Source organism: Streptomyces sp. HUAS TT11 (genome assembly GCF_051553595.1).
Classification (GTDB): domain Bacteria; phylum Actinomycetota; class Actinomycetes; order Streptomycetales; family Streptomycetaceae; genus Streptomyces.
This window is the reverse complement of record NZ_CP196184.1, coordinates 4141289-4157765: the sequence shown is the minus strand read 5'-3', so window position 1 is coordinate 4157765 and position 16477 is coordinate 4141289. Positions and strand designations below refer to the sequence as shown.

14 protein-coding genes are annotated in these 16477 nt (G+C 69.6%); 12 read left to right on the top strand and 2 right to left on the bottom strand.

What is annotated here, in order from left to right:
* Positions 1–101: 101 nt before the first annotated feature.
* The 4 genes from ACSHXN_RS18585 to ACSHXN_RS18570 all read left to right on the top strand — a co-directional run bounded on the left by ACSHXN_RS18585 (position 102) and on the right by ACSHXN_RS18570 (position 4556).
* A complete protein-coding gene (locus tag ACSHXN_RS18585) occupies positions 102–1220 on the top strand; it encodes an LLM class flavin-dependent oxidoreductase (protein WP_355804479.1) in 1119 nt (372 codons plus the stop codon).
* Complete coding sequence (locus ACSHXN_RS18580; RefSeq protein WP_355140626.1) at positions 1217–1900, top strand: FMN reductase; 684 nt, start codon at positions 1217–1219, stop codon at positions 1898–1900. Before ACSHXN_RS18585 ends, ACSHXN_RS18580 begins: the two co-directional genes overlap by 4 nt.
* Positions 1901–2286: 386 nt before the next feature.
* A complete protein-coding gene (locus ACSHXN_RS18575; protein ID WP_355140625.1) occupies positions 2287–3000 on the top strand; it encodes a response regulator transcription factor in 714 nt (237 codons plus the stop codon).
* Positions 3001–3059: 59 nt separating this feature from the next.
* Entirely contained in the window at positions 3060–4556 is a 1497-nt protein-coding gene (locus ACSHXN_RS18570) for a HAMP domain-containing sensor histidine kinase (protein ID WP_383359003.1), read from the top strand.
* Positions 4557–4742: 186 nt separating this feature from the next.
* Here ACSHXN_RS18570 and ACSHXN_RS18565 read toward each other — a convergent pair whose 3' ends face one another.
* Positions 4743–6698, bottom strand: coding sequence for an amino acid transporter (locus ACSHXN_RS18565; protein ID WP_438303384.1), 1956 nt, complete (start codon positions 6696–6698; stop codon positions 4743–4745).
* A gap of 521 nt (positions 6699–7219) precedes the next feature.
* Between ACSHXN_RS18565 and ACSHXN_RS18560 the strand changes: the two genes are divergently transcribed.
* Positions 7220–7633 carry a hypothetical protein gene (locus tag ACSHXN_RS18560; protein ID WP_355137027.1) on the top strand — a complete coding sequence of 138 codons (414 nt, stop codon included), beginning with the start codon at positions 7220–7222 and terminating at the stop codon, positions 7631–7633.
* Between the two features lie 135 nt (positions 7634–7768).
* On the opposite strand, the gene ACSHXN_RS18555 is transcribed toward ACSHXN_RS18560, so the two are convergent.
* The gene (locus ACSHXN_RS18555) at positions 7769–8431 is read right to left on the bottom strand and encodes a hypothetical protein (RefSeq protein ID WP_355137025.1); all 663 of its coding nucleotides are present in this window, start codon (positions 8429–8431) and stop codon (positions 7769–7771) included.
* 139 nt (positions 8432–8570) lie between these two features.
* Here ACSHXN_RS18555 and hemL point away from each other — a divergent pair, with 139 nt between their 5' ends.
* The 7 genes from hemL (at position 8571) to ccsB (ending at position 16444) form a co-directional block, all read left to right on the top strand.
* Positions 8571–9890, top strand: a complete 1320-nt coding sequence (gene hemL / locus ACSHXN_RS18550) for a glutamate-1-semialdehyde 2,1-aminomutase (RefSeq protein ID WP_438303383.1) — start codon at positions 8571–8573, stop codon at positions 9888–9890.
* Entirely contained in the window at positions 9887–10561 is a 675-nt protein-coding gene (locus ACSHXN_RS18545; protein WP_356114758.1) for a histidine phosphatase family protein, read from the top strand. The genes hemL and ACSHXN_RS18545 overlap by 4 nt, the downstream gene beginning before the upstream one ends.
* 222 nt (positions 10562–10783) lie before the next feature.
* Positions 10784–12088, top strand: a complete 1305-nt coding sequence (locus ACSHXN_RS18540; RefSeq protein ID WP_356114757.1) for a hypothetical protein — start codon at positions 10784–10786, stop codon at positions 12086–12088.
* A 66-nt stretch (positions 12089–12154) separates the two neighbouring features.
* A complete protein-coding gene (locus tag ACSHXN_RS18535; protein WP_355137017.1) occupies positions 12155–12790 on the top strand; it encodes a TlpA family protein disulfide reductase in 636 nt (211 codons plus the stop codon).
* Between the two features lies 1 nt (position 12791).
* On the top strand, positions 12792–13565 hold the full coding sequence (locus tag ACSHXN_RS18530; protein WP_355137015.1) for a cytochrome c biogenesis CcdA family protein: 774 nt from the start codon (positions 12792–12794) through the stop codon (positions 13563–13565).
* 3 nt (positions 13566–13568) lie between these two features.
* Positions 13569–15365 carry a cytochrome c biogenesis protein ResB gene (gene resB / locus ACSHXN_RS18525; RefSeq protein WP_355137013.1) on the top strand — a complete coding sequence of 599 codons (1797 nt, stop codon included), beginning with the start codon at positions 13569–13571 and terminating at the stop codon, positions 15363–15365.
* Positions 15362–16444 carry a c-type cytochrome biogenesis protein CcsB gene (gene ccsB / locus ACSHXN_RS18520; RefSeq protein ID WP_355137011.1) on the top strand — a complete coding sequence of 361 codons (1083 nt, stop codon included), beginning with the start codon at positions 15362–15364 and terminating at the stop codon, positions 16442–16444. Before resB ends, ccsB begins: the two co-directional genes overlap by 4 nt.
* The last annotated feature ends 33 nt before the right edge of the window (positions 16445–16477 follow it).

Here is a 16477-nt window from a genome sequence, read left to right as displayed (position 1 = left end):
TCGTAGAAGCGCAGACCGACAGCGGGCGGAATAGCTGCGGGGGCCACGCCGTTCCCAAGGTATAGTTGAAGCATCAACAAACTTGGAGGGTGTGAGCGGGTATGCAGTTCGGGATCTTCAGCGTGGGCGACGTCACCATGGACCCGACCACGGGACGGACGCCGACCGAGCGCGAGCGGATCAAGGCCATGGTCGCCATCGCGCTCAAGGCCGAGGAGGTCGGACTCGACGTCTTCGCGACCGGCGAGCACCACAACCCGCCGTTCGTGCCGTCCTCGCCGACGACGATGCTCGGCTACATAGCCGCGAGGACGGAGAGGCTGCTCCTGTCCACCTCCACCACGCTCATCACCACCAACGACCCGGTGAAGATCGCCGAGGACTTCGCGATGCTCCAGCAGCTCGCGGACGGCCGGGTGGACCTGATCATGGGGCGCGGCAACACCGGCCCGGTCTACCCGTGGTTCGGGCAGGACATCCGTCAGGGCATCAACCTCGCCATCGAGAACTACGCGCTGCTGCACCGGCTGTGGCGCGAGGACGTGGTGAACTGGGAGGGCCGCTTCCGCACCCCGCTGCAGGGCTTCACCTCCACGCCCCGCCCGCTGGACGGTGTGCCGCCGTTCGTCTGGCACGGCTCCATCCGCTCCCCGGAGATCGCCGAGCAGGCCGCGTACTACGGCGACGGGTTCTTCCACAACAACATCTTCTGGCCGGCCGACCACACCAAGCGCATGGTCGAGCTCTACCGGGAGCGCTACGCCCACTACGGGCACGGCACGGCGGAGCAGGCCATCGTCGGTCTCGGCGGACAGGTGTTCATGCGGAAGAACTCGCAGGACGCCGTGCGCGAGTTCCGGCCGTACTTCGACAACGCGCCGGTCTACGGGCACGGGCCGTCCCTGGAGGACTTCACCGACCAGACCCCGTTGACCGTCGGCTCGCCGCAGCAGGTGATCGAGAAGACCCTGGCCTTCCGCGAGTACGCCGGCGACTACCAGCGCCAGCTGTTCCTGATGGACCACGCGGGTCTCCCCCTGAAGACCGTGCTGGAACAGCTCGACATGCTGGGCGAACAGGTCGTCCCGGTGCTGCGCGAGGAGTTCGCGAAGAATCGCCCGGCGAACGTCCCGGACGCCCCCACGCACCAGTCGCTGCTCGCCGCCGAGGAGGCCCGCAAGGGCGCCGAGGACGTTTCCCAGGAGGTGGACGTCGCATGAAACTCGTGGTCGTCTCGGCGGGGCTGAGCGTCCCGTCGTCCACGCGGCTGCTCGCCGACCGGCTGGCCGCCGCCGTGGACCGGCACACCCCCGTCGACATCCGGGTCGTGGAGCTGCGCGACCTCGCCGTGGAGATCGCGCACAACTTCACCAACGGCTTCCCGGGGCGTGCGCTCGCCGAGGCGCTGGACGCGGTGACGGAGGCCGACGGGCTCATCGTCGTCACACCGGTGTTCTCGGCGTCGTACAGCGGACTGTTCAAGTCGTTCTTCGACGTGCTCGACAAGGACGCGCTGGCCGGCAAGCCGGTCCTGATCGCGGCGACCGGAGGCAGCGCCCGGCACTCGCTGGTCCTCGACCACGCCCTGCGTCCGCTCTTCTCGTACCTGCGGGCCGTGGTAGTCCCCACCGGTGTGTACGCGGCCTCCGAGGACTGGGGCGCCGAGGGGCTGGCCGAGCGGATCGACCGCGGGGCGGGCGAACTGGTGCGGCTGATGGGCGCGGATACCGCGCCGCTGACCGCGGCCGTCCGCGAACCGGACGGTTCCCCGCCGAAGCCCGCCGGGCCGGACCGCGAGGCCCGGGCGGACGGCGCGCCCGCCCCGGGCGCCGCCGTCACCCGCTCGCACGGCTTCCAGGTGATCCCCTTCGAGGACCAGCTGGCCGCACTGCACCGCTGAGCCGGGCGGACCGGGGCGGGTCCGTACGCCCGCTCCCCGGGTGGGTGAGGGGTGGGCCGCCACCGTCTACCGTTTCCGGCCCACCCCTTCCGCGTCGGCCTGCTACCGGACCGGGGGGTTTCCGGGCCGGCCGCGCGGTCCCATCACCCGGCCGTGCCCTGGGACGGCGGGCCGGGTGGGCTCCGGGCCGGCGTCCTGGACGGCGCCGCGCCGAGACTTCCGCTGCGTACGTCGGCCGACGTCGCGGTGTGTGCGACGTGACCTGGCCGACACAGTGGCCCCGGCAGGTAAATCGCCACGCACGCAGCGGTGAGAGGCGGGTAAGAAGGACGCTCGCTCCCCGGCTGACCGGCAGAGCACCGCTCTGGCCTTGGCAGACTGGTGGGGTGACCCAGACAGTGCTGCTCGCCGAGGACGACCGCGCCATCCGACACGCCCTGGAACGCGCACTGACGCTCGAGGGTTACGAGGTGACCGCGGTGGCCGACGGGGTCGAGGCTCTCGCTCAGGCCCACCGGACCCAGCCCGACGTGCTCGTTCTCGATGTGATGATGCCCGGCATCGACGGACTCCAGGTGTGCCGGGTGCTGCGCGCCGAGGGCGACCGCACCCCGATCCTGATGCTCACCGCGCTGGTGGAGACCGCCGACCGGATCGCGGGCCTGGACGCGGGCGCCGACGACTACGTCGTCAAGCCGTTCGACGTCGAGGAGGTCTTCGCCCGGCTGCGCGCCCTGCTCCGCCGCACCAACGGAACCTCCTTCGAGGTGCCCAAGGAGGAGGAGAAGAGGATCCCCACCGGTCAGCTGTCCGTCGCGGGGCTGCGGATGGACGTGCAGGCCCGCCGCGCCTGGCGGGGCGAGCGCGAGCTCGAGCTCACCAGGACCGAGTTCGACCTGCTGGAGCTGCTCGCGCGCAACGCCGGGATCGTGCTCGACCACGCCACCATCTACGACCGCATCTGGGGCTACGACTTCGGGCCCGGATCCAAGAACCTCGCCGTCTACGTGGGTTATCTGCGGCGCAAGCTCGACGAGCCGGGGGCCCCGGCGCTCATCCACACGGTGCGTGGCGTGGGGTATGTGCTGAGGGAGGACTAGTGCCTCCACCATCCCGCCAGGACGTCGACACCGGTGCCGGGACAGGCCTGTGGCAGCGCCTGCCGCGCGGGCTGCGCCGCAGGCTCCGACTGCGGTCCAGACTGCGGCAGGTGTCCTCGCTGCGGACCACCTTCACCGTGTCGTTCGCGGCCGTGGCCGCCGGAGTCACCGTCCTCGTCGGCTTCCTGAGCTACGACGCCGCCGCCCGCCTCGTACGGGTCGACCAGCAGACCGTCTTCGCCCAGGTCGTCGCCGATCTGCAGGGCCAGGTCCGCCAGAAGCAGCTGATGCCGGACGACTTCGCCATGTCCGACAAGGACCACGACACCCCGCGCGACGACATCATCCGGCCCAGCCGCACGGTCGTGCAGGTGCTCGGGCCCGGCGGAGTGGTCGTGGACCACTCCAACCCGGCGCTGCCCGTCGGCACCGAGGACCAGCGGATCGCCAGGGCCGCCACCGCGGCCAGGCTGGTGGAACACAAGAGTGTCGACGTCGACGGCGATGTCTACCGCGTCGCCACCGTCGCGCTGGGCCGCGGCCAGGGCGCGGTGCAGGTCGCCCAGGAACTGAGCAGCACCGAGGACCTGCTGCGCAGCCTTCAGCAGCGCACCGCCCTGCTGATGGGCGCGGTGGTGATCGCCGCCGGGCTGTTCGGCTGGTGGCTGGCCCGGCGGATCACCGGGCGTCTTGTGCGGCTGGCCGGTGCGGCCGAGGACGTGGCGCGCACCCGGCAGCTCGGCATCCAGGTGCCGGTCACCGGGAACGACGAGGTGGCCCGGCTCGGCCGCTCGTTCGACCGCATGCTGGGGCGCCTGGCCCAGTCCGAGGACGACCAGCGGCGCCTGGTGCAGGACGCGGGCCACGAACTGCGTACCCCGCTGACCTCCCTGCGGACGAACATCTCGCTGCTGCGCCGGATCGACGAGCTGCCGTCCGCCGCGCGCGAGGAACTCGTCGCGGACCTCGCCCAGGAGTCACGCGAGCTGACCGACCTGGTCAACGAACTGGTCGACCTGGCGGCCGGCCAGTCGGACACGGAGCCGGTGCAGCGGCTCATGCTCGCCGACGTCGCCGAGGACGCGGCGACGATCGTGCGCCGCCGCACGGGCCGCGAGATCCGCGTCCGGGTCAGCGGTGACACGACGGTCGACGGACGGCTCACGGCTCTGCAGCGGGCGGTGTCCAATCTGCTGGAGAACGCCGCGAAGTTCGACCGGGGCGGCGAGGCGCCCATCGAGATCGTCGTCACGGGCACCCAGCACCCGCCCCAGCTGGAGGACTCCGACGAGCCGGACACCGGGGCGCCGCCGGGCAGCGTGCGCGTGGAGGTCCTCGACCGCGGGCCGGGAATCCAGGACGGCGACCTGATGCGCATCTTCGACCGCTTCTACCGCGCCGCGGATGCGAGAAGCCTGCCCGGCTCGGGCCTCGGCCTGTCGATCGTGCAGGAGGTGGCCACGTCGCACGGGGGAGGGGCGTTCGCGTGCCGGCGCGAGGGCGGCGGTTCGATCATCGGGTTCACGGTCGGCTGCGGGCGGGCCCGGGGCCGGTGACAGGGCGGCCGGCCGATCCGGGCACCCATCTCGTCCGGGCCGCCCAGGGGGCCGGGCGGGGTGCGGCGGCACGGCCGCGCCGTCCTCATGGTGGACGCCGACAACACCCCCGCCGTCGCCGTCCATGAGCACATCGGCATGGCGAAGCGGCTGTTCGTGGCGGCGGCCGCGACCGCCTGAGCCCGCTCAGCCGACGTGCACCCGGGGCCGGCGCCGGCGCTCGGGTTCGGCCTCGCGCAGCACCTCGCGGGTCACCGGTGCCACCTCGCCCTGGCCGAAGAGGAAGAAGCGGAGGAAGTTGCGGAAGGGGTCGCCCTCGGTCCACTCGAAGTAGATGTGCGGGGTGCAGCCGGTGGTCTCGCGGACGTGCAGCAGCAGCGCGGCGAGGGCGTTCGGGATCGAGGACGACTCGAGGGTCAGTACGCGATAGCGGCCGTGCAGCACCTCGCCGCGCACGGTCAGGCACGTCTCGAACTCGGAGGGGTCGCCGACCGTCACCTCGAGGAAGACGAAGTCCTCCTGCTGAGGGAGGTCGTGGTCGGCCCGGATCTGCTCGATCTTGTCGCGGTACTCGGCGGCGTCCCTGCTGCCGGGCTCGTTGGCGATGAACCGGATCTTGCGGCTGGCGATGTCGCGGACGAACCGTTCCGCCATGGTGTCCAGGGTCACGCTGGTCACCCGCAGCTCGAAGGCACGGGCCAGCCGGGACAGCAGGGAGAGGAGCATGATGCCGGCGATGAAACAGGCGCCGATCTTCACACCGTCCGGGCGCTCGATGACGTTCACGACGGTGGTGTAGAGGAAGACGGCCGAGATCACCGCGAAGACGACGGTCCAGTTGCGCTGGCCGGCCTTGCGGGCGGCGATGGTCACCGCGATCGCGGCGGAGCTGATCAGCACCAGCACGCCGGTGGCGTAGGCGCCGCCCTGCGCGTCCACGTCGGCGTCGAAGATCCAGGTGACCAGGAACGCGACCAGGATGAAGACGATGACCATGGGCCGCACGGCGCGCGCCCAGTGCGGGGCCATGCCGTAGCGGGGCAGATAGCGGGGCATCAGGTTGAGCAGTCCGGCCATCGCGGAGGCGCCCGCGAACCACAGGATCGCGATGGTCGAGACGTCGTAGACGGTGCCGAAGGCGTTGCCCAGGTACTCGTGCGCCAGATAGGCCAGCGCACGGCCGTTGGCGGCGCCCCCCGACCGGAACTCCCTCTCCGGGATCAGCAGGGTGGTGATGAAGCTGGTCGTGATGAGGAAACCGCTCATGATGACGGCCGCCGTGGTCAACAGCTTCCGGGTGTCGCGGATGCGGCCGGTGGGTTTTTCCTCGGTGTCGTCGGGGTCGCCCTGGACGTGGGGCATGACGGCGACGCCGGTCTCGAAGCCGGACAGGCCGAGGGCGAGTTTGGGGAAGACGATCAGTGCCAGGCCGACCATGACGAAGACGTTGCCGTGTTCGGTGGTCAGTGCGCCGGTCCAGTCGGTGACGACGTGGCCGGCGGTGGCGACGTGCCACAGGCCGACGACGACGACCACGGCGTTGAGTGCGAGGTAGATGCCGACCAGGGTGAAGGCGACGCCGATGGCTTCGAGGAAGCCTTTGAGGAACACCCCGCCCAGCAGGGCGATCAGGAGCAGGGTGATGACCATCTGGTGGCCGTGGAGGGTGCTGGTGAGGTGGGGGTTCTCGATGAGGTGGGTGGAGGCGTCGGCGGCCGAGAGGGTGATGGTGATCAGGAAGTCGGTGGCGGCGAAGCCGAGCAGGGTCAGGACGAAGAGCTTGCCCTTCCAGAAGGAGAGCAGTCGTTCGAGCATGGCGATCGAGCCCTGGCCGTGGGGGCTTTCCTTGGCGACGCGGCGGTAGACCGGGAGGGCGCCGGCGAGGGTGACGATCACGAGGACGACGGTGGCGATGGGGGAGAGGAGTCCGGCGGCGAGGGCGGCGATGCCGGGCTGGTAGCCGAGGGTCGAGAAGTAGTCGACGCCGGTCAGGCACATCACCCGCCACCAGGGCTGGCCCTTGTGCGGGGGTTCGGGTTCGGTGGGCGGCTGCTGCGCGGAGCCCCTGCCCATGTCGGACAGCCCCTCCAGCATCCACGCCCGCAGCCGGCTCGCGGGCGGTGGGTGATCGGTGGTGGCCATCGGCGCGCTCTCCTGGCGTACGGTTCCGGCCGACGAAGAGACCGAATTCCAGCGTAGGCAGAGTCCGATCCGGGGGCCTGCGGACAGCGCCCGGATGGCGTCATCCGAGGTGCGGTGGGCCGGGACCGGCGGCATGCGCCCCGCCGGCCGCCGTGACCCGAGGCGTGTTCCGTGGCGGCGACAACCGCCCTCGGGTGCGGCCCAGTTGGCCTCCGTGGCGGGCGAGCACCGGCGCCGACCTGCGGCGTATGGATCCGTCGAGGTGCAGAAGGCGGCCCGCACGCTCGCGCCGAGGGCGTCGGCGGCCGCTGTGAAGTGAAACCGACGTAAGAAAGTCGGGCGTCACGATTACCCGAACGACCTGGAGAAATCACTTAAAGTGGCGATCTTCGGGCCGGTCTCGTTACTGCAATCCAGTGACAGACGGGTCGCCGCCCGCTCGGCTCCGTGGAAGCCTCAGTGGTGCGCGCAAGGTGGGGGAATCCGTCAGTGGGGGATCCGTCACAGTACAGGAGACAACCGTGAAGTCCTCACTTCGCACCCGTTCCGCCCGTCTGCTCCCCGTTGGTGCGCTGTCCGTCGCGCTGCTGGCCACCGGTGCTGCCGGCGCTTTCGCCGCCCCGGCGACACAGCACAGCGTGACCACGGTGAAGGCCGCGACGATGGTCTCGATCAGCGTCAACGCCTCCAGGACCGAACTCCAGTCCGGTGAGTCGGTGACGTTCACGGGCGCCGCGACGGGTCTGAAGATAGGTGACGCCCTGTCGCTCCAGCGGTACGACGGCACCAGGTGGGTGACCGTCAAGACCGTCAAGGTCGACCAGGCCAACAACTACACCTTCATGGCCACGAAGCTCACCACCAGGGGCTCGGAGAGGTTCCGGGTGAGCCATGGCACGACGGTTTCGCCGACGGTGATCGTCAGCGTGAAGTGACGCCACACGGCACGGTGTTCGTCACCGTGAAGTGACGCCACGAGGTCGAGGGGCGTCCCGTCATCGGGGCGCCCCTCCTCCGTGGACCGGCACCGTCAGGCCCGGCGTCGGGGCGGGATGTTCAGGAGCCCCGGATCAGGGCCACACCAGGCAGTACGGCTGATGCCCCGCCTCGTGCAGGCGATGGCTGAAATCCTGCCACTCGTGCAGCAGTTGGTAGACGTTGAACGCGTCCCGCGGCCCGCCCCGGTCGGGGACCGTCGACCAGATGAACGCCGCGGCGCCCACCGCCTCCTCGCCTATGCCGCGCAGGGGGTCCACGACCGTCATGGGGAGCTTGACCACCGCGTAATCGGGGTGCAGGACCACCAGTTCCAGCGGCGGGACCTTGTGCAGCGGGACGCCCTCGATGCCCGTGAGGACCATCGCCGCCATGGTCTCCGGCTTGATCTTGGTGAACATGCCGCCCATGCCGAGCTCGTCGCCGCCGAGCTCCTCGGGACGCATCGAGATCGGGACCCGGGCCGCGGTGGCGCCGTCCGGCGCACCGAAGTATTTGTACGTCACCCCCACCCGGCCACCATTCCCGCTCCCAGACCCGAGTCGATCAACCCTACGGTTCGCATGGTCCATGTCATCCATACGTGACAGCCGGTCGATCCGCTCAGGTCCGCCCTGCGCGCTCTGCGCCTGGCGTCTCTCGCTCGTCTCTTCCGCGTCGCGCCGGTGCCTTCCCTGCCGGGCACGCCGAGGACCGAGGTCATCGGTCCCCTCGCCCAGTCCGCCACCGCGATGCATATCTCCACCCGAGTGCTTTTCTAGGACGCGTGGCCCCCGCCGCGCAACCCGATCATCGTGTCAGTGACCTCCCCCACGGCCGCTCGCCGAAACGTGCGTTCAAACACCTCTCCGCGGGATCTTTGCGGGCTCTGACACCATGGCTTGTGTGAGCTATCCGTACGAAGCCCCAGTTTCGCAGACTCTTTTCGAGCGCGCGTCGGCCGTCACGCCCGGCGGCGTGAACTCTCCGGTGCGCGCCTTCCGCGCCGTGGGCGGTACGCCCCGGTTCATGGTGTCCGGTAGTGGTCCCTATCTGACCGATGCCGACGGGCGCGAATATGTTGATCTTGTTTGTTCCTGGGGGCCCATGATTCTCGGGCATTCCCACCCGGAGGTGATCGCCGCCGTGCAGGAGGCGGTCTTGCGCGGTACCTCCTTCGGCACGCCCGGTGAGGGCGAGGTCGCGCTCGCCGAGGAGATCGTCGCCCGGGTGGCGCCCGTGGCACAGGTACGGCTCGTCTCCAGCGGGACGGAAGCCACGATGTCGGCGATCCGGCTGGCCCGCGGATTCACCCGCCGCGCCAAGGTGATCAAATTCGCCGGGTGTTATCACGGGCACGTCGATTCGCTGCTGGCGGCCGCCGGGTCCGGAGTGGCCACGTTCGCCCTGCCCGACACCCCCGGAGTCACCGGCGCCCAGGCCGGGGACACCGTCGTTCTCCCGTACAACGACCTCGAGGCCGTCCGCGCCGCCTTCTCCGCGCACCCCGGAGAGATCGCCTGCGTGATCACCGAGGCCTCTCCCGGGAACATGGGCGTCGTGCCGCCGCTGCCCGGGTTCAACCAGGGGCTGAAGGACCTCTGCCGGGAGAACGGCGCCCTGTACATCTCCGACGAGGTCATGACCGGATTCCGCACCAGCAGGGCCGGCTGGTACGGCATCGACGGGGTCGAGCCCGACCTCATGACCTTCGGCAAGGTCATGGGCGGAGGGTTCCCCGCCGCGGCCTTCGGCGGACGTGCGGACGTCATGGCGCACCTCGCCCCGGCCGGACCCGTCTACCAGGCGGGCACCCTCTCCGGGAATCCGGTCGCCACCGCCGCCGGCCTCGCCCAGCTGCGGCTGCTCGACGACGCCGCGTACGACACCGTCGACGCGGTCTCCGCCGAGATCCGTACGCTCGTCACCGACGCGCTGACCAAGGAAGGCGTGGAGCACCGGCTCCAGAGCGCGTCCAACATGTTCTCCGTGTTCTTCACCGATCGCCCGGTGCACAACTACGAGGACGCCAAGAGCCAGGAGTCGTTCCGGTTCACGGCCTTCTTCCACTCCCTTCTCTCGCAGGGTGTCTATCTGCCACCCTCGTCCTTCGAATCCTGGTTCGTCTCCACCGCCCACGACGAGCGCGCGATCCAGCGGATCGCCGACGCCCTTCCCGCGGCGGCCCGTGCAACAGCGGAGGCCACGGCAGCATGAGTGACATCACCGTCGTCCACCTGATGCGTCACGGGGAGGTCGCCAACCCGGACGGCGTCCTGTACGGGCGGCTCCCCGGCTACCACCTGTCCGAGCTGGGGCGGCAGATGGCGGAGCGGGTCGCCGAGCACCTGTCCTCCCGTGACATCACCCATGTCGTCGCCTCCCCGCTGGAGCGGGCGCAGGAGACGGCCACCCCGATCGCCAAGGCGCACGGGCTCGACCTCGCCGCCGACGAGCGGCTCATCGAGGCCGAGAACGTCTTCCAGGGCAAGACCTTCGGTGTCGGGGACGGCGCGCTGCGGCGGCCGGAGAACTGGAAGCACCTCGTCAACCCGTTCAAGCCGTCCTGGGGCGAGCCTTATGTGGAGCAGGTCGTGCGGATGATCGGGGCGCTGGACGCCGCCAAGGACGCGGCGCGCGGGCACGAGGCCGTCTGCGTCAGCCATCAGCTGCCGATCTGGATCGTGCGCAGTTTCGTGGAGAAGCGGCGCCTGTGGCACGATCCGCGCAAACGGCAGTGCACGCTCGCCTCGCTGACCACGTTCACGTACCAGGGCGACAAGATCGTGTCGGTCGGCTACACCGAGCCGGCCCGGGACCTGGTTCCCGCCCATCTGCTGGCCGGGGCCAAGCCCGTGAAGGGCAAGGACAAGGCCTTCGGGGCCTGAGCCGTACGGCGGCCCCGACCGGGGCCGGGTGGTGGAGGCGTGCGCCGTCGGGCGCACGCTCTACACCAGGACGTACGTTTCGTCACAAGTCGTACCCAAGTCCGTCATCCAGTCGTATCTTCGTAAAATCTGCGACACACCAGCGGCTTGAGCGGAACCTTCGTCTCCGTCGCACCCTCTCACTGTGTGACCGCTGAGAGCGCGCTATGAGACGAGGACGGGATGCGGGAGATAAGCCGCCGGGGATTGATGGGACTCGGTGCCGGTGCGGCGGCCGCCATGGGACTGGCCGCGTGCGGCTCCCCATCGCGTGACGGTTCCGGCCCGGGGCGCGGTTCCGGCAAGGGGGGCTCCGTCGACGCCGGGAGTTCCCGCCCGAGCCCCAGGCCCACCGCCACCGCGCGTCCCCTCGGCGACGGTTCCACCTCCGACACCGGCAACCAGCCGAACCAGCCGGACGAGCCGCGGCCCCTGGAACCGGGTGAGGCGCCGCCGCAGTTCGTCGTCTTCTCCTGGGACGGCGCCGGCGAGGTCGGCAACGGTCTTTTCCCGCGCTTCCTGGACCTCGCCAAGGAGCACGGCGCCCACATGACCTTCTTCCTCTCCGGGCTCTATCTGCTGCCCGAGTCGAAGAAGCGTCTGTACCTGCCTCCGAACAACGCGCCGGGCGCCTCCGACATCGGTTATCTGACGGACGCGCACGTGCGCGCCACCCTGGAGAACGTCCACCGTGCCTGGCTCGAGGGCCATGAGATAGGCACCCACTTCAACGGCCACTTCTGCTCCGGCTTCGGCACGGTCGGGAACTGGACGCCCAAGCAGTGGCGCAGCGAGATCGACCAGGCCAAGTCCTTCGTCAAGGAGTGGCGCACCAACACCGGCTTCACGGACCTGCCGGCGCTGCCCTTCGACTACGACAAGGAACTGATCGGCGGTCGCACGCCCTGCCTCCTCGGCCAGGACAACCTGCTGCCGACGGCCCGCGAGCTGGGCTGGCGCTACGACGCCTCCTCGCCCGGCGGCCGGCAGCGCTGGCCGGTGAAGCGGCAGGGACTGTGGGACTTCCCGCTCCAGCTGATCCCGTTCCCCGGACACACCTTCGAAGTCCTGTCGATGGACTACAACATGCTCGCCAACCAGTCGATCAGGACGACACAGGCGCCCTCGTACAATTACCCGGGCTGGCGCACTCAGGCGGCGAACGCCTACATAAACGGATTCAAGCGGGCATATGAGACGAACCGCGCGCCCTACTTCATAGGCAACCACTTCGAGCACTGGAACGGCGGCATATACATGGACGCCGTCGAAGAGGCGTTCAAGTACATCGCGCGCGAGAAGGAGAAGGGCGGCGACGTACGGCTCGTGTCCTTCCGGCAGTTCACGGACTGGCTCGACGTCCAGAAGCCCGAGACCGTGCGCAAGCTGCAGGCCCTGGACGTGGGACAGCAGCCGGCGGGTGGCTGGAAGGCGTTCCTCCCGGACGCCGGGGCGGATGCCTCGAGTACCCCGTCGAACGCCGCCTGAAATGCGGTTTTCCACCCGCAAGGGGGGTGCGCAAGATCCCCGGATCGGACATGCGAAACTTTTCACATGAGTGCCGCCCGCCGCACCCCCCAGCGCCTGAACCACACGCGTGGCCGCAGCCGTCGACGCGCCGCCCTGGCCACCGCCGGAGCCGCCGTCGCCGCGCTCGTCCTGTCGGCCTGTGGATCCGGCGGCACGTCCGGGGGCTCCGGCAACACCAACTTCATCACCGGCAAGGACGGCATCGCGACCGTCAAGCAGGGCGAGCGGGCCGCCGCCCCGGATCTGTCCGGCACCACGATCGACGGCAAGCAGCTCGACGTCGCCGACTACAAGGGCAAGGTCGTCGTCATCAACGTCTGGGGCTCCTGGTGCCCGCCGTGCCGCGCCGAGGCGTCGAACTTCGTCAAGGTCGCCAAGGACATGGAGGGCAAGGGCGTCCAGTTCGTCGGCATCAACACCCGTGACACCAGCACACAGCCGGCCCGTGCCTTCGAGAAACAGTACGGGGTCACCTATCCGAGCCTGTACGACCCGACCGGCAAGCTGATGCTCCGCTTCGCGAAGGGCACGCTCAACCCGCAGGCGATCCCCTCCACACTGGTCATCGACCGCGAGGGGAAGGTCGCCGCGCGCACGCTCCAGGCCCTCAGCGAGGACAAACTGCGCGGGATGCTCGCCCCGGTCGTCGCGGAGAAGTGACGTGAGCGCAGTGTCCACGCTCGCCGCGGCCACCGACCCGAACCAGACCGTCCTCAACGGGGCGCTTCTGGTCGCGCTGCCCGTCGCCCTCCTCGGCGGCCTCGTCTCTTTCTTCTCCCCGTGTGTCCTGCCGCTCGTCCCGGGCTACCTCTCCTACGTGACCGGTGTCACGGGCACCGACCTCGCCGAGGCCCGGCGCGGCCGGATGGTCGCGGGTGCCTCCCTGTTCGTGCTCGGCTTCACGGCCGTGTTCGTCTCCAGCGGCGCACTGTTCGGCTACTTCGGCCAGACCCTTCAGGAGCACAACGGCACCCTGTCCAAGGTGCTCGGCGCCCTGATGATCCTGCTGGGCGTGTTCTTCATGGGGCTGATGCCCTGGCTCACCCAGCGCGAGTTCCGCTTCCACAGGCGGCCGACCACCGGCCTGGTGGGCGCACCCCTCCTCGGCGCGTTGTTCGGCATCGGCTGGACTCCGTGCATCGGTCCCACCCTCGCCTCCGTGCTGGCGCTCTCCTCCGACCAGGCGAGCGCCGGACGCGGGGCCATACTGACCGTCGCCTACTGCCTCGGTCTGGGCGTGCCCTTCGTCCTCGCCGCCGTGGCCTTCCGCAAGGCGCTCGGCGCCTTCGGATGGGTCAAGCGCCACTACGTCTGGGTGATGCGGATCGGCGGCACCATGATGATCGTGACCGGCCTGTTGCTGCTGACGGGCGCCTGGGACGGCATCGTCCAGCAGATGCAGAGCTGGTCCAACGGCTTCACGGTGGGGATCTGATCCATGAGCGACACACGGAGCACCGACGTGCACAGCGACGAGAGCCCCGCGAACGGCTCCGAGGCCGACCTCGGCGAGGCCGGCTCGCAACTGTCCACCGCGCCCACCGAGACGGCCGTGCCCGGCTCGTTCGGCGGCTCCCGCGCCCCCGGACTCCAGGGCTGGGTCAGCTGGACCGCACGCGAGATCATCGGCTGGGGCCGGTGGTTCTGGCGGCAGTTGACCTCCATGCGGGTCGCGCTGCTCCTGCTGTTCCTGCTCTCGCTCGGGGCGATCCCCGGTTCGCTGATCCCGCAGTCCGGCACCGACGCGCTCAAGGTGCAGGACTTCATGGACAGCCACACGACACTGGGGCCGGTCTACGAGAAGCTCGGGCTGTTCCACGTGTACAGCTCGGTGTGGTTCTCGGCGATCTACATCCTGCTGTTCATCTCGCTCATCGGCTGCATCGTGCCGCGCACCTGGCAGTTCGTGGGCCAGCTGAAGGGCCGCCCGCCGGGCGCGCCCAAGCGGCTGACCCGGCTGCCCGCCTATGCGACCTGGCGCACCGACGCCGACCCCGAGCAGGTACGCGAGGCCGCACTGAAGGTCCTCAAGCGACGCCGCTTCCGCGCGCACATGGCCGGGGACGCGGTCGCCGCCGAGAAGGGCTATCTGCGCGAAGCCGGAAATCTCGCCTTCCACGTCGCCCTCATCGTGCTGCTGATCGCCTTCGCCTGGGGACAGCTCTACAAGTCCGAGGGCAACAAGCTGGTCGTCGAGGGCGACGGGTTCTCCAACACGCTCACGCAGTACGACGACTTCAAGTCCGGCAGCCTGTTCACCGACGACGACCTGGTGCCGTTCAGCTTCAGACTGAACGAGTTCACCGGCACGTACGAGCGCAACGGCCCGAACAGGGGCACCCCGCGTACGTACGAGGCGGGCATCACGTACAGCGTGGGCGCCTACGGCAAGGACAAGAAGACCACCATCAGGGTCAACGAGCCGCTGAACATCGGCGACGCGAAGGTGTATCTCGTCAGCCACGGGTACGCCCCGACCGTCACCGTCCGGGACGGCAAGGGCAACGTCGTCTTCCAGGGCGCCGTGCCACTGCTGCCCCTCGACTCGAACGCGACCTCGCAGGGCGCCGTCAAGGTCTACGACGGCTACCGCAACGCCCAGGGGGTGCACGACCAGCTCGGCTTCAAGGCGGTCTTCGTGCCGACCTTCGCGGGCGTCGGCAAGGGCACGATGTTCTCGCAGTTCCCGGCACTCGACTACCCGGTGCTCATGCTCAACGCGTACCACGGGGACCTGGGCGTCAATGCGGGCATCCCGCAGAACGTGTACCAGCTGAACACCAAGAACCTGAAGCAGTTCAAGGACGCCAAGGGCAACATCCTCGCGGTCCGGCTGCTGCCCGGCGAGACCATGACGCTGCCCGGGGGCAACGGCTCCATCACGTTCGACAAGGACATCAAGGAGTGGGCCGGCTTCCAGGTCGTGCAGCAGCCGGGCAACGGCTGGGCGCTCGGCGGTGCGATCGCCGCGATCTTCGGACTGGCCGGCTCCCTGTTCATCCACCGCCGCCGCGTCTGGGTGCGCGCCACCACGGGCGCCGACGGTGTGACCGTCGTCGAGATGGCGGGCCTCGGCCGCAGCGAGTCCGCGAAACTGCCCGAGGAACTGGGCGATCTGGCCGCGCTCGTGCACGACCGGGCACCCACGAGGACCGACGAGAAAGACGCCGACCCCGATCAGGAGCCGGGCGCCACAACCCCCGTACCTGCCGCTGAAGGGGCCCAGAAGAAGTGACCTTCGCCACCGCCACCAACGAACACCTCGCGCAGCTCAGCAATACGCTGATCTACTCCGCGATGGCCGTCTACACCCTGGCCTTCTTCGCGTACATCGCCGAATGGCTCTTCGGCAGCCGCAGCAGGGTCGCCCGTACGGCCAACGCGCTCACCACCGACGGCGTGAAGAGGGCGCAGGCGCCCGCCGTCACGGTCAGGAAGGCCGGGGGCACCGCGGTGCTCGAGCGGCCCAAGGTCGTCACCCGCTCCGCGGCCGGTGCCCGTGACGTACCGGACGGCCCCGGCGCCCACGGAGGTGACGAGCAGGGCGACCTCTTCGGCCGCGTCGCCGTGTCGCTCACCGTGCTGGCCTTCGTCGTCGAACTCGCCGGCGTCGTCGCCCGCGCGGCCTCCGTGCAGCGGGCTCCGTGGGGCAACATGTACGAGTTCAACATCACCTTCTCCACGGTCGCCGTGGGTGTGTATCTGGTGCTGCTGGCCCTGAAGAAGAACGTGCGGTGGCTGGGCCTGTTCCTGGTCACCACCGTCCTGCTCGACCTCGGTCTCGCCGTCACCGTCCTGTACACCGCCAGCGACCAGCTCGTCCCGGCCCTGCACTCGTACTGGCTGTACATCCACGTGTCCACCGCGATCCTCTGCGGCGCGGTCTTCTACGTCGGCGCGGTCGGCACGATCCTCTACCTGTTCAAGGACTCCTACGAGAGCAAGCTCGCCGCCGGCGGCAAGCCCGGCACCTTCGCCACCTCGGTGCTGGAGCGGCTGCCCGCCTCGTCGTCCCTCGACAAGTTCGCCTACCGCGTGAACGCGGCGGTCTTCCCCCTGTGGACGTTCACGATCATCGCGGGTGCCATCTGGGCCGAGTCCGCCTGGGGCCGCTACTGGGGCTGGGACCCGAAGGAGACCTGGGCCTTCATCACCTGGGTCGCGTACGCCTGTTACCTGCACGCCCGTTCCACGGCCGGCTGGAAGGGCCGCAAGGCGGCCTACATCGCGCTCATCGCCTTCGGGTGCTGGCTGTTCAACTACTACGGCGTGAACATCTTCGTGAGCGGCAAGCACTCGTACGCGGGCGTGTAAGCCCCTGCCGCGTGAGCTCCCTGCCACGGAGGC

Coding starts and splice junctions, on each gene's coding strand:
- ACSHXN_RS18585 (WP_355804479.1), top strand. CDS start 102: ATGCAGTTCGGGATCTTCAGCGTGGGCGACGTCACCATGGACCCGACC.
- ACSHXN_RS18580 (WP_355140626.1), top strand. CDS start 1,217: ATGAAACTCGTGGTCGTCTCGGCGGGGCTGAGCGTCCCGTCGTCCACG.
- ACSHXN_RS18565 (WP_438303384.1), bottom strand. CDS start 6,698: ATGGCCACCACCGATCACCCACCGCCCGCGAGCCGGCTGCGGGCGTGG.
- ACSHXN_RS18555 (WP_355137025.1), bottom strand. CDS start 8,431: ATGCATCGCGGTGGCGGACTGGGCGAGGGGACCGATGACCTCGGTCCT.
- hemL (WP_438303383.1), top strand. CDS start 8,571: ATGGCTTGTGTGAGCTATCCGTACGAAGCCCCAGTTTCGCAGACTCTT.
- ACSHXN_RS18545 (WP_356114758.1), top strand. CDS start 9,887: ATGAGTGACATCACCGTCGTCCACCTGATGCGTCACGGGGAGGTCGCC.
- ACSHXN_RS18540 (WP_356114757.1), top strand. CDS start 10,784: ATGCGGGAGATAAGCCGCCGGGGATTGATGGGACTCGGTGCCGGTGCG.
- ACSHXN_RS18535 (WP_355137017.1), top strand. CDS start 12,155: ATGAGTGCCGCCCGCCGCACCCCCCAGCGCCTGAACCACACGCGTGGC.
- resB (WP_355137013.1), top strand. CDS start 13,569: ATGAGCGACACACGGAGCACCGACGTGCACAGCGACGAGAGCCCCGCG.